At 38.5% G+C, this 10,939-nt stretch carries 17 protein-coding genes and 1 pseudogene; 12 read left to right on the top strand and 6 right to left on the bottom strand.

All coding sequences use genetic code 11. From position 1 onward, the window contains the following. Positions 1-773 (bottom strand): tetratricopeptide repeat protein (locus tag FJR37_RS02760; protein WP_168465236.1); only part of this gene is annotated, 773 nt, incomplete at its 3' end. A gap of 106 nt (positions 774-879) precedes the next feature. Between FJR37_RS02760 and FJR37_RS02755 the strand changes: the two genes are divergently transcribed. The 9 genes and pseudogenes from FJR37_RS02755 to FJR37_RS02715 all read left to right on the top strand — a co-directional run bounded on the left by FJR37_RS02755 (position 880) and on the right by FJR37_RS02715 (position 6,027). Beyond that, complete coding sequence (locus tag FJR37_RS02755; protein WP_168465235.1) at positions 880-1,101, top strand: hypothetical protein; 222 nt, start codon at positions 880-882, stop codon at positions 1,099-1,101. Positions 1,102-1,241: 140 nt separating this feature from the next. After that, entirely contained in the window at positions 1,242-2,096 is an 855-nt protein-coding gene (locus FJR37_RS02750) for an ATP-binding cassette domain-containing protein (RefSeq protein ID WP_168465234.1), read from the top strand. Continuing rightward, positions 2,053-2,907 carry an ABC transporter permease gene (locus tag FJR37_RS02745; RefSeq protein ID WP_168465233.1) on the top strand — a complete coding sequence of 285 codons (855 nt, stop codon included), beginning with the start codon at positions 2,053-2,055 and terminating at the stop codon, positions 2,905-2,907. The genes FJR37_RS02750 and FJR37_RS02745 overlap by 44 nt, the downstream gene beginning before the upstream one ends. A 19-nt stretch (positions 2,908-2,926) precedes the next feature. Further along, entirely contained in the window at positions 2,927-3,385 is a 459-nt protein-coding gene (locus tag FJR37_RS02740; RefSeq protein WP_168465232.1) for a MarR family winged helix-turn-helix transcriptional regulator, read from the top strand. Next, positions 3,351-4,619: an MFS transporter gene (locus FJR37_RS02735; protein WP_168465231.1), complete on the top strand. Its 1,269-nt coding sequence runs from the start codon at positions 3,351-3,353 to the stop codon at positions 4,617-4,619. Before FJR37_RS02740 ends, FJR37_RS02735 begins: the two co-directional genes overlap by 35 nt. Positions 4,620-4,713: 94 nt before the next feature. Continuing rightward, positions 4,714-4,902 (top strand): annotated as a pseudogene (locus tag FJR37_RS02730) (element excision factor XisH family protein); the annotation flags it as partial. Between the two features lie 55 nt (positions 4,903-4,957). Next, on the top strand, positions 4,958-5,293 hold the full coding sequence (locus tag FJR37_RS02725; protein ID WP_168465230.1) for a XisI protein: 336 nt from the start codon (positions 4,958-4,960) through the stop codon (positions 5,291-5,293). A 49-nt stretch (positions 5,294-5,342) separates the two neighbouring features. Beyond that, positions 5,343-5,642 carry a type II toxin-antitoxin system HigB family toxin gene (locus FJR37_RS02720; protein WP_168465229.1) on the top strand — a complete coding sequence of 100 codons (300 nt, stop codon included), beginning with the start codon at positions 5,343-5,345 and terminating at the stop codon, positions 5,640-5,642. After that, positions 5,626-6,027 carry a type II toxin-antitoxin system HigA family antitoxin gene (locus FJR37_RS02715; RefSeq protein ID WP_168465228.1) on the top strand — a complete coding sequence of 134 codons (402 nt, stop codon included), beginning with the start codon at positions 5,626-5,628 and terminating at the stop codon, positions 6,025-6,027. The genes FJR37_RS02720 and FJR37_RS02715 overlap by 17 nt, the downstream gene beginning before the upstream one ends. Before the next feature lie 70 nt (positions 6,028-6,097). Here the strand turns inward: FJR37_RS02715 and FJR37_RS02710 are convergent, their stop codons facing one another. From FJR37_RS02710 to FJR37_RS02700, 3 genes are all read right to left on the bottom strand, one after another. Further along, positions 6,098-6,697 (bottom strand): thioredoxin family protein, encoded by a 600-nt coding sequence (locus FJR37_RS02710; protein ID WP_168465227.1) that lies wholly within the window; start codon positions 6,695-6,697, stop codon positions 6,098-6,100. A 139-nt stretch (positions 6,698-6,836) separates the two neighbouring features. Beyond that, positions 6,837-7,745: a TauD/TfdA family dioxygenase gene (locus FJR37_RS02705; protein ID WP_168465226.1), complete on the bottom strand. Its 909-nt coding sequence runs from the start codon at positions 7,743-7,745 to the stop codon at positions 6,837-6,839. A 44-nt stretch (positions 7,746-7,789) separates the two neighbouring features. Beyond that, entirely contained in the window at positions 7,790-8,482 is a 693-nt protein-coding gene (locus tag FJR37_RS02700; protein ID WP_168465225.1) for a glutathione S-transferase family protein, read from the bottom strand. Between the two features lie 138 nt (positions 8,483-8,620). Between FJR37_RS02700 and FJR37_RS27360 the strand changes: the two genes are divergently transcribed. The 3 genes from FJR37_RS27360 (at position 8,621) to FJR37_RS02690 (ending at position 9,880) form a co-directional block, all read left to right on the top strand. Further along, entirely contained in the window at positions 8,621-8,749 is a 129-nt protein-coding gene (locus FJR37_RS27360; RefSeq protein WP_256366858.1) for a hypothetical protein, read from the top strand. Positions 8,750-8,862: 113 nt separating this feature from the next. Then, positions 8,863-9,216: a DOPA 4,5-dioxygenase family protein gene (locus tag FJR37_RS02695; RefSeq protein ID WP_168465224.1), complete on the top strand. Its 354-nt coding sequence runs from the start codon at positions 8,863-8,865 to the stop codon at positions 9,214-9,216. Between the two features lie 10 nt (positions 9,217-9,226). Then, a complete protein-coding gene (locus FJR37_RS02690; protein WP_168465223.1) occupies positions 9,227-9,880 on the top strand; it encodes an HAD family hydrolase in 654 nt (217 codons plus the stop codon). A gap of 58 nt (positions 9,881-9,938) precedes the next feature. Here the strand turns inward: FJR37_RS02690 and FJR37_RS02685 are convergent, their stop codons facing one another. Together FJR37_RS02685 and FJR37_RS02680 are read right to left on the bottom strand one after the other, a co-directional pair. Next, the gene (locus tag FJR37_RS02685) at positions 9,939-10,373 is read right to left on the bottom strand and encodes a PIN domain-containing protein (RefSeq protein ID WP_168465222.1); all 435 of its coding nucleotides are present in this window, start codon (positions 10,371-10,373) and stop codon (positions 9,939-9,941) included. 8 nt (positions 10,374-10,381) lie between these two features. Then, positions 10,382-10,618, bottom strand: a complete 237-nt coding sequence (locus FJR37_RS02680) for an AbrB/MazE/SpoVT family DNA-binding domain-containing protein (protein WP_168465221.1) — start codon at positions 10,616-10,618, stop codon at positions 10,382-10,384. Positions 10,619-10,939 lie beyond the last annotated feature (321 nt).

Below are 10,939 nucleotides of genomic sequence, written 5' to 3'. Positions count from 1 at the left end.
ACATCATGTTTATCTCCTAATTTATAATGGGCATATCCTCGGTTGAAGTAAGCACTTTCATTATTTGGTTTCAGTTGCAATACTTGAGTATAATAAGCAATAGCATTTTGATAATCTTCTTTCTCAAGACACTCATAACCCAAGCGCATATATTCGTCAGCTTCAGAAGATGTCAAACTCTCTAAATAGCTGCGTAAACCCCCAGAATAAAGCACTTTATCTATTCCCACCAAGGCTTTACCAGTATTCGAGGTAATCATATTTGTTGGCAAAAATCCCGCGAAAATCAGATTGTATTCAGCCTGAGCTTCGCTAACTTCCTCTTGAATTAAAATACAAACTAGAACAGCATTTTTTTCAATTTCTTCTCGACTAATTGACCATTGAATTTTATCAAAATTGCCATTCCGGGCTTTAACCTGAATACCAATTGATGAGTCAGAAGTTAAGGTAAAATCAACTTTTCCATCACCACCAACGCGCTTTTCATAGTCAACTTCTGTGACAAAATCAGCCAAACGGGATTTAACAACTTCCTCAGCTAACTTCCCCTTCATATTGTTGATAAAAACATCACGAATAGCGACGCGAGAAGTTCGTCTATATTTTTCAGCCATTTCCCAGCAAAAATCCCGTAATTGGGCTAACCTTTTACCAGAAATGACAGTTAATTCACTATGTTGCCCTTTTTCGTCACAATGGAGCAATTTGGCAGATTTAAGTCTTTGAATAAAATCAGTCTGTTGTGCCTTGAGTGGTGTTGTCCAGTCCATATTGGTTTAAATAATCTATCCCTAAGAATAGTATAGCGATCGCTCTGCTTTAGTCTAAACTCCAGGCTGAAAGTACAATAAAATTATCCTTCATTTAAACCCCATCATGGTTATCCCAGAACTCGAACAACAACTCCTTCAGCTTTCCCATAACGATAAACTGCATATTATTCAAATCCTTGCCCAAAGCCTAACTACAGGCAACACCCACTCAGAAAAACCTACTAAAATCTCAGAATTTTTCCGTCAATCCCCCTTGGCTGAACTTATTGAAGAACTCGACTTGAACCGCGATCGCAGTCTACCCCGCGATACCTTCACCCCATAACCCTCCTTTACTCGCAACGAAAAAGATTTTGCTAGTACTGGAGTTGTCATCGTTAATCCTTGGTCTTGACTTTTAGAAGAAATATGTCAAACTAATATTTAGATAGTCTAATTATTTGAATAAGGAAGTAAATCCGACTCGTGACGAAACTTACGGGAAGAATAGAATCTGCGGAAATACCTGCACAAGTTCCAAAATCGGTAATATTACAAACCTTGGAACTGACGCGCCGCTTTGAAAAATCAACAGCCGTTGATACTTTGAATATCTCCGTTGCATCGGGAGAAGTTTTTGGTTTACTTGGTCCCAATGGTGCGGGAAAAAGTACGGTAATTAAAATGTTAACTACCTTGCTACCAGTCAGTAGCGGGAAAGCATACTTAGCCGGTTATGATGTGACTCGTCAACCTGATGCAGTCAGAAGAGTAATAGGTTATGTACCCCAGGCTTTATCAGCAGATGGGACTTTGACGGGTTATGAAAATCTGTTAATATTCTCTAAATTGTATGATATTCCCCCTCGACGCAGAAAACAGCAAATCGCGGAAGTGCTGGAATTCATGGGTTTGGAGGATGTAGCACATCAGTTAGTGAGAACTTTTTCTGGGGGAATGATTCGGAAACTGGAAATTGCTCAAGCCATTTTACATCAACCCCAAATCTTATTTCTAGATGAGCCAACAGTCGGATTAGATCCAGTTGCAAGAACCCAAGTATGGCAACTTGTACAGCAACTGCGGATTGAGTACGGTACAACCATCTTTTTAACTACCCATTTTTTAGAAGAAGCGGATCATCTTTGTAACCGAGTGGTGATTATGAATCAGGGTAAAGAAATTATCACCGGTTCACCGTCAGATTTAAAAGCCGCTATTGGGAAACCAGAAGCAACCTTAGATGATGTATTCATCCACTACGCAGGAAATCAATTAGTATCAGGAGTGAGTTATCGTGAGACTGCAAGAACCAGACGTACCACTCAACGGTTGGGCTGAACCCAGATATAATCGCCCCAAAGGGATTTTTTCTAATATTAAAGAACTATTTACTAAAACCCTGGTAATTACTGAATTGGAAGTGCGGAAACTCCGCCATGATCCTAGTGATTTAGTGATTCGGGCTGTACAACCGGCTTTATGGCTGCTGATATTTGGGCAAGTATTTACTCGGACTCGTGCTATCCCTACAGGTAATTTACCTTACTTGGATTTTATGACTCCCGGTATTTTGGCTCAGAGTGCGCTGTTTGTTGCTATTTTTGCTGGGGGAATGACATTAATTTGGGAACGGGATTTAGGGATTTTGCAGAAATTCTTAGTTGCACCCATACCCCGTGCAGCGATTGTCTTAGGCAAAGCTTTTGCGGCTGGGATTCGTTGTTTTTTTCAAGTGGTGTTTATTTACGTTTTAGCGTTTTTGCTGGGTGTACACCTCAATCTCAATCCTTTGGGTTTCTTGCAAGTTGTGCTGATCATATTTTTGGGAGCAGCTTGTTTTTGTACTTTTTCTTTAATCATAGGCTGTTTGGTGAAATCACGGGAAAGGTTTACAGGAATTGGGCAATTAATCACCATGCCGTTGTTTTTTGCTAGTAATGCCATCTATCCTATTTCATTGATGCCAAGTTGGTTAAAGGTCATTTCCCACTTGAATCCTTTGACTTATGAAGTGGATGCTTTACGCGGTGCAATGCTGGCAAATGGCTCAAGTATTTATGGGTTTGGGTTAGATTGTACAATTCTCTTGCTAACATTAATAGGTTTAACCTACATCTGTGGCCGACTTTATCCACAGGTGGCAATGTAATCTGGAGAAAAACGGTCTTATGAGTTTGGATAAACCCTCTGAAGAATGTGCCGCTAGGGTGATGGAAACTGTCCCCTTATTGATGCGGTTTATCCGAGCCGAAATGCGATCGCACAGTTCTGACTCTTTATCTATACCACAATTGCGATCGCTCGCTTTTCTGAATCGCAATCCCGGTGCTTCCTTGTCTGAGGTAGCAGATCATTTAGGTGTCACCTGTGCTACAGCATCAACAACTATAGAAAAATTAGTCCAACGTAATCTGGTGCAACGGACAGATAATCCTCAAGAACGACGACGAGTAGTCCTGAATTTGACGAGAGAGGGAAAACTGCTTTTAGAGCAATCCCAGGAAAAAACTCGCGGGGAAATTGCGGAGATTCTGGAGGGTTTGACACCAGAGCAGGTATCACAAATTGAATCAGGCTTGACTCTACTAAAAAATGTCTTCGAGCAAACAGAAACCAACTCACCATAACACTCAGGCTGCACAACACGATCCTTTTGCAGCCATGAGATTTCGAGATTATCGGCTATTTACCATTGGGCGTGTAGTCCTCTTCACGGGGGGACAAATGCAGACCGTCGCGCTGGGCTGGGAGCTATATGAGCGAACAAATTCAGCGATGGCTTTAGGTGGCATCGGCTTGGCGCAGGTTCTCCCCATGATTGCCCTAACTTTGATTACGGGACACGTTGCTGATAAAAGCGATCGCAAAAAGATTACTTTATATTCAATGCTGCTATTAGTGTTTTGTTCTCTAACTTTAGCGGCTATTTCCTATTATCAAGGTGCAGTTTTTCTAATTTATGCTTGCTTATTATTAACAGGTGTAGCCAGGGCATTTCTCAAACCTGCGGGTGATGCGCTGATGTGGCAGTTGATACCTACGAGTGCTTTTACCAATGCAGCAACTTGGAATAGTAGTAGTTTTCAATTAGCGTCGGTAATTGGGCCAGCTTTGGGAGGATTTAGTATTGCTCTGTTCAAGAATGCGACAGGAGTATATATATTAGCAGCGATCGCTGCACTATCATGTTTTTTCCTCACCGCAGCCATTAAACCCCAAAAAACCAACTTTAAGAAAGAACCAATATCCCTGAAAACTTTAGCTGCTGGGGCTGAATTTGTGTGGAATAATCAACTAATTCTCGCAGCTATTACTTTAGATTTATTTGCAGTTTTACTGGGTGGTGCAGTGGCATTATTACCCGTTTTTGCCAAAGATATTCTGCACGTTGGTCCTGTGGAATTGGGCTATTTACAAGCCGCCCCATCAATAGGTGCATTAATTATGGCAGCATTGTTGGTATATTTGCCACCTATCCGCAAAGCTGGACCTGCCTTACTTTGGTCGGTTGTCGGGTTTGGGATTGTGACAATTATTTTTGGTTTATCCCGTTGGGTGTGGCTGTCGTTGTTGATGTTGGTATTAAGTGGGGCGTTAGACAGCATTAGCGTGGTGATTCGTCATACTTTGGTGCAAATTCGCACTCCTGACCATTTACGGGGTCGAGTTGCGGCTATTAATAGTGTGTTTATCAGTGCTTCTAATGAGTTGGGAGGTTTTGAGTCTGGGTTGACTGCGGCTTTATTTGGTCCGGTGTTTTCTGTCGTTGGTGGTGGTATTGGGACGATTTTGGTGGTGGTGGCTACGGCGATGATTTGGCCGGAGATTAGGAAGTTGGGGGCGCTGCATGAGGATTTATAGGGGAAATAGTCTCACGCAGAGTCGCAGAGGCGCAGAGAGGAAGAAATGCGTTAATATTGTATGATATATGTAGAAAATATAATTAGGGATCAGTATGTCGGCTAAAGATGTCTTTCATGAAGTTGTCAAAAAAGCTCTACAGAAGGACGGTTGGCAGATTACTCATGATCCCCTATCAATTAGTGTAGGCGGGGTAAATCTATCTATTGATTTAGCCGCTGAAAAGCTGATTGCGGCAGAAAAACAAGGAGAAAAAATTGCTGTTGAAATCAAAAGTTTTTTGGAGAGAATCAAGTCAAAATGATTATTTATGATGTGGAGCATGAGGTGATTGCAGAATGGATAAACTAACTAGATATCGCCAGCTTGTACAGCAGATTTTACAAGAATATAGCGAACAAAAACCTGCTAATGGAAATATAGAAGTTGAGACAATTTTTGATACACAACGTGACCATTATCAAATAGTTCATGTAGGTTGGGAAGGTCAAGAATGGATACATAGTTGTATTATTCATATTGATATTAAGGGTGAAAAAATTTGGCTGCAATGGAATGGTACTGAAGATGATATTGCAAATAATTTGGTTACGGTGGGAGTTCCAAAGGAAGATATTGTCTTGGGATTTCAATCTCCTTTTATGAGGAAGTTTACAGAGTATGCTGTGGGTTAAAGTATTTTGTTTACAAGGTTGTATTATTTAAGTTTTTGAATCAGGGAAGATGCACGTTATTAGTTTTAAAATATTAAGAGAATATGCGAAAAATCATGCTGATTGTGAAGAAGCACTGAACAACTGGTATAAAATTGCGAATAAAGCTAACTGGTCAAATTTGGTTGCAGTACAGCAGGTTTTTCCTAAAGCTGAGGCTGTAGGTAATTTTACAGTTTTTAATATTAAAGGCAATAAATACCGCTTAATTGTTAGTATAGACTATGAAGGTCAATTAATTTATATTAAATATATCCTCACCCACGCGGAATACGATAAGGACAATTGGAAAAATGACCCTTACTTTTAATCCCGACAAATACAAAGAACTATTAACAGTCTATCTTCCCAAAGTTATCAAGACTGAAGCAGAAAACGAACAAGCTTTAGCCATTGTTGAAGATTTAATGCACCGAAAACGCAGTCCAGAAGAAAATGAACTCTATCAATTGCTAATTACTTTAATTGAAAAATTTGAACAAGAGTATTATAAACCTAATCAGCAAAATAATCCTCAATCTATGCTCCTATTTCTTTGGGAACAATCTGACCAAAATAAAACCGATTTACAAACTGTTTTAGGATCTGAAACTTTAGTTGATGACATTTTAAATGGCAATCAGAAAATAAATCCAGAATTAACCCAAAAATTAGCAGATTTTTTTCATGTGGAAGCAAGTATATTTTATGAATAGGACTATTCTGTAGAGACGTTCCCGAAAACATCTCTACATTAATTAACAGTTTTCTCCAGAAAATCCCTAACTACCCAACCGCTACCGGAACTTTATAATAAACCGGCTCATTCCCTGCTTTCCATTTGATATTACAACCAATACTCGGTTTTTGCTGCCAAATAATTTCCTGATCAGCTAAAACATAATTAATCGCTTTTCGTAAATCTTGTCCAGTCACAGGTAAATCATTTTTTGGACGACTATCATCTAACTGTCCCCGATAAACAACTTTTCTATTAGCATCAAATACAAAAAAGTCAGGAGTACAAGCTGCAAAAAAATCTTTAGCCGCTTTTTGACTTTCATCATAAAGCAAAGGATAAGATAAATCTATTTCTTGGGCAAAATCTTTAAGTAATTCTGGTGCATCATGAGGATGACTATTAATATCATTAGAACTAATTGCTAAAATACCCACATTTCTATTTTTGTAATCTTGTCCTAACTTTGCTAATTCAACTTTGATATGTTGCACAAAAGGACAATGACGACTAACAAATATAACTACTAAAGCTTTTTTATCAGCAAAATTTGCCAATGAAATCGTTTTACCTGAAACCACATCTGGGAGATTAAATTTAGGTGCTAAAGTCCCCAAAGGTAACATTGTCGAAGGTGTTAAAGCCATAAAATTCAATTCCTTAAATTATCAAATTACAATTATTTAATGCTTGTAAACCTAAAACCTCTCTCCAAACCTCTCTCCTACAAGGAGAGAGGCTTTGATTTCCCCCCTTCCCTTTAAGGGAAGGGGTTAGGGGGTTAGGTTAAGCTGCTACAAGATTGGGAATATATGCCGCAGAATCTCCTTTAATGGCTTGACTATACTTACCGTCAATACCTAAAGGAATATCACCAGCAATGGTTACACGCTGCACCCGACGGGGTTGATCTCCATAATCTGCAACAGCATAATGTTGAGTAGCGCGGTTATCCCAAAATGCCACATCACCAACCTTCCAGCGCCAACGCACTGTATTCTCAGGTCGTGTAATATAAGATTGCAACAAGCGAATAATATCGGCTGATTCAGTGGGAGATAACCCGCGAATTTGCCTCACAAAACCACCAATAAACAAACCCTTTTCCCCAGATTCAGGATGAATCCTTACCACTGGATGCAAGGTTTCATACACCGTTGAAGTAAACACATCTCGGTAAGATTTCACTTCTTCAGGTACATCAAAGGCTGTGGCATAATCATAAGCATTGCTATGTACAGCCCAAAGTTTGTCAGCTAAATTACGCAAATGCTCCGGTAAATCTTGGTATGCCGTCACCGAATTTGCCCAAATAGTATCCCCTCCTGCTGGGGGAATTACTAGCGCCCGCAAGACTGAGCCAAGGGGCGGACGATCTACAAATGTGACATCGGTGTGCCAGTTATTAGCACGGGCAACTGTACGACTATAATCTAAATCCAATACTTCTGGATGTCCAGGAAGTGATGGAACTGTCGGATGTGCCGTAGTGATTTCACCAAAACGACGGGCAAAATCTACTTGTCCATTAGCATCAAGTTCTTGTCCACGAAAGAAGATGACTTTATATTCAACTAAGGCTTTTCTAATTTCGCTGATGATTTCATCACTGATTTTTTCAGCTAAATTAACACCTTTAATTTTTGCACCGATGCGTCCAGCAATTGGTTTAACTTCTATGTTTTGATAACTCATAAATTTGTGTTCTCAATTTAGGAATAGTTGAATACAGCGTTTCACTAAGCAGCGACAGGAACAGGAGCAGCAAATTTAGCATATCGCTCAATATAGAATTCTTTGGAGTGAGCGTTGCCTCCGGCGAGCGAAGCTATCGCTTTCACTGATTCACGTTCCTTGAGTGCGTGTTTCCACTGTTTCACACGAGTGAATTCAGCAGGGATACCAAAGCCACGATAATGTTTAAGAGCAGCCCATCTTTCAAACCAGGGGAAAAAGGTAAAATCAACCAAACTGATAGATTCACCAAACCAGTAAGGACCATCTCCCGAAAGTTTTCCTAAACCTTCATTTTCAATAAATTCTAGATGTTTGTAGAGTTCTTGTTTCGCTTCTTCTTGCTTTTGGAAATCTGGACTGCGTAATAGAGTAGAAAAAGCAGGAACTAATCTAGTATTAGCAAAATCTATCCAAATCCGAGCTTGAGCTTTTGCAATGGGGTTAGTAGGTAAAAGCGGTGGATTAGGAAATACTTCATCCAGATATTCATTAATAACTGCTGATTCCCAAACTCGGTTTTCTCCATGAGTAATTGCAGGTACTTTTCCATAAGGAGAAACTTTTGTAAAACCTTCTGGTTTATTCTGCAAATCAATTTCAATCAAATCAAAATCAATACCCTTTTCTTGAAGTACCAAGCGGGTACGGTGAGCATAAGGACAAACAACCGCACTATAAATCTTAATGTCAGCCATGTTGGAGTTCCTTTGTAAATTAGGATTTGTGTTGGGGTATGGGGAATTCGTTGACATCAAAAACCCAAATCTTAAATAATTTAGATGTAGAGACGTGACCTGGATAGGGATTCTCGTCTCTACATTCTTTTCCACCAGATGTCTAATACCAAAACTAGCGCAGACATGACTATTGCCAGTTATCTGTGCATCACCCGTGACGGGTTGGGACAAAATAAAAACTACAGTTTGTTGACCGACTTATCGGTGTTTGTTTTAGTAGTATGACATGACCAGAAAGAAAATTCAAGTGGTTTAACTAAATTTATGGCTGACTAATGATTAGTATATCTAAATAATTGTTAAGTTATACTTGAGAACAAAAGGTGAAATCAAGAACTATGAATACAAATACTGATATTACTGGTTTTCATGCACATATTTATTTTGATACCGCTAGTCGTGAAACGGCTGCTCGTGTAAGAGAAGGTTTAGGTGCTAAATTTGATGTAAGATTGGGACGTTGGCATGAACAGCCTATAGGACCACACCCCAAATCAATGTATCAAGTGGCTTTTTTACCACATCAGTTTGGTGAAGTTGTGACTTGGTTAATGCTTAATAGAGAAGGTTTAGATATTTTGGTTCACCCAGAAACGGGAGATGATGTCAAAGATCATACAGATAATTCTCTGTGGTTAGGGGAGAAGCTACCCTTAAATATTGAGTTTCTACAAAGGTTAAAAACTATTTAAACTTACCAAAATGCTTTCTCACACAGTCCTTTTTGACCTAGATGGAACTCTCACTGATCCTAAACCGGGGATTACTCGCTGTATTCAGTATGCCTTATCGGAACTTGGTTATAAACCACCAGATGCTAATGAATTGCTTTGGTGTATTGGACCACCACTGAAAAGCAGTTTTTCCCAGTTATTGCAAACCTCTGATGACACATTGCTTGATGAGGCAATTTCACTATATCGTAGTCGCTTTTCTACAATTGGGTTATTTGAAAATTCCCTTTATCCGCAAATTCCCGAAACTCTAAAAATTATTCGTGCTGCTGGTTATCAGACTTTTGTAGCGACTTCTAAACCTCAAATTTACGCTACACGCATTATTGAATATTTTGATTTAGCACCTTTGTTTGATGGTGTTTATGGTAGTGAATTAGATGGTAATAGAAGTGTGAAAGGTGATTTAATTTCCTACATTATAGAGAGGGAAAGTCTTTTAGCTTCTACTGTAGTTATGGTAGGCGATCGCTTACATGATATCATCGGAGCTAAGAAAAACAATATTGCTGCAATTGGTGTGACTTATGGCTATGGAAGTAGGGAGGAATTGGAAACTCATAAAGCTGATTTAATTGCTGATTGTCCAGATGAGATTCCTACATTACTGCCTTTGATTTGATTAAGATACAAAATTTAAACCTATTTAGTAATAGCAAGAAATGAAAACAAATTCATGATTAAGGGACTATTACTAATTGAGCAATTTGATTACTCAATCGTGTAAAGTCTTTAGCATTCAAAGTAACTATCTGATCTATATTATGTTTAATGGCGATTTGAGCAATTAAAGCATCATAAATTACACCACCCATAATGTTTAAATTCACCATTTGTTCAATGACTTGCTGATAATCTTCCGTAGTTAGAGGCATAATTTCAAAATGTTTTAAATTAGTATCAATCAGTTGTTTAGTAATTCGAGGAGATAGACGAGGTTTAATAGGAAGACTTGTTAAAACTCGATAAAGTTCTGCTAATGTTCTAGTACAAATTATTCCTTGAATTGCTTGTGTTTGTACTTGTTGTAGCCAAGGCAAACATTTTTGATGTTCTGGATGTTCTAACCATAACCCCGCTACAATCACAGAGGTATCAAATAATACTTTTTTCATCTAACTTTCTAGTATCGTAATTTCTCAATCAGTGTATTAATATCTTCATCAGCAGTTAAGGTAGCAGAAAAAGTTAATATACCGTCTTCTTCTAATAGTTCAACATCTTCCGTAATGGGTGTTAAAATTAGACTTCCTGCTTCTATTTTTAAAGATAATTTAGACTCTTCATTTAGTCTTAATTGTTGTCTTAAATTTTCAGGAAGAGTGATTTGTCCATTTTTAGTGACTGTTATAACTTCCATAGTTTTGTTTGATTTTTTGCTTATTTTAATTATACAATAAATTTACATTGTGCCATCATCATTGCCTATATTTTGGATTGTGGTAAATTTATCGTAGATATCATAAACCCAAAAAGTGAGTTGTTTTCAGTGATTGTAAAAAACTCAGCAGATCCTCTAGGAGTTCGTTGGGGGTGTTGTCAATTTCTTGTAAGAGTAACTCTTTGATAGTCATTACAGTTAACTGTGAAGATTGATGTTTTTATTATAGTAATATCTTAGCTGTGATCGTGTAAGGAATATGGTGAGCATTCGATAACTGTATAGAAAGTGCGAGTCTCG

This window comes from Aphanizomenon sp. UHCC 0183, assembly GCF_009712065.1.
GTDB classification, from domain to species: domain Bacteria; phylum Cyanobacteriota; class Cyanobacteriia; order Cyanobacteriales; family Nostocaceae; genus Dolichospermum; species Dolichospermum heterosporum.
This window is presented reverse-complemented; position numbering and strand designations above follow the sequence as displayed.

Bases quoted from the DNA above. Each gene is read 5' to 3' on its own strand.
- FJR37_RS02755 (WP_168465235.1), top strand. From the start codon at position 880: ATGGTTATCCCAGAACTCGAACAACAACTCCTTCAGCTTTCCCATAAC.
- FJR37_RS02740 (WP_168465232.1), top strand. From the start codon at position 2,927: ATGAGTTTGGATAAACCCTCTGAAGAATGTGCCGCTAGGGTGATGGAA.
- FJR37_RS02735 (WP_168465231.1), top strand. From the start codon at position 3,351: ATGTCTTCGAGCAAACAGAAACCAACTCACCATAACACTCAGGCTGCA.
- FJR37_RS02725 (WP_168465230.1), top strand. From the start codon at position 4,958: ATGGATAAACTAACTAGATATCGCCAGCTTGTACAGCAGATTTTACAA.
- FJR37_RS02720 (WP_168465229.1), top strand. From the start codon at position 5,343: ATGCACGTTATTAGTTTTAAAATATTAAGAGAATATGCGAAAAATCAT.
- FJR37_RS02715 (WP_168465228.1), top strand. From the start codon at position 5,626: ATGACCCTTACTTTTAATCCCGACAAATACAAAGAACTATTAACAGTC.
- FJR37_RS02710 (WP_168465227.1), bottom strand. From the start codon at position 6,697: ATGGCTTTAACACCTTCGACAATGTTACCTTTGGGGACTTTAGCACCT.
- FJR37_RS02705 (WP_168465226.1), bottom strand. From the start codon at position 7,745: ATGAGTTATCAAAACATAGAAGTTAAACCAATTGCTGGACGCATCGGT.
- FJR37_RS02700 (WP_168465225.1), bottom strand. From the start codon at position 8,482: ATGGCTGACATTAAGATTTATAGTGCGGTTGTTTGTCCTTATGCTCAC.
- FJR37_RS27360 (WP_256366858.1), top strand. From the start codon at position 8,621: ATGTCTAATACCAAAACTAGCGCAGACATGACTATTGCCAGTTATCTG.
- FJR37_RS02695 (WP_168465224.1), top strand. From the start codon at position 8,863: ATGAATACAAATACTGATATTACTGGTTTTCATGCACATATTTATTTT.
- FJR37_RS02690 (WP_168465223.1), top strand. From the start codon at position 9,227: ATGCTTTCTCACACAGTCCTTTTTGACCTAGATGGAACTCTCACTGAT.
- FJR37_RS02685 (WP_168465222.1), bottom strand. From the start codon at position 10,373: ATGAAAAAAGTATTATTTGATACCTCTGTGATTGTAGCGGGGTTATGG.
- FJR37_RS02680 (WP_168465221.1), bottom strand. From the start codon at position 10,618: ATGGAAGTTATAACAGTCACTAAAAATGGACAAATCACTCTTCCTGAA.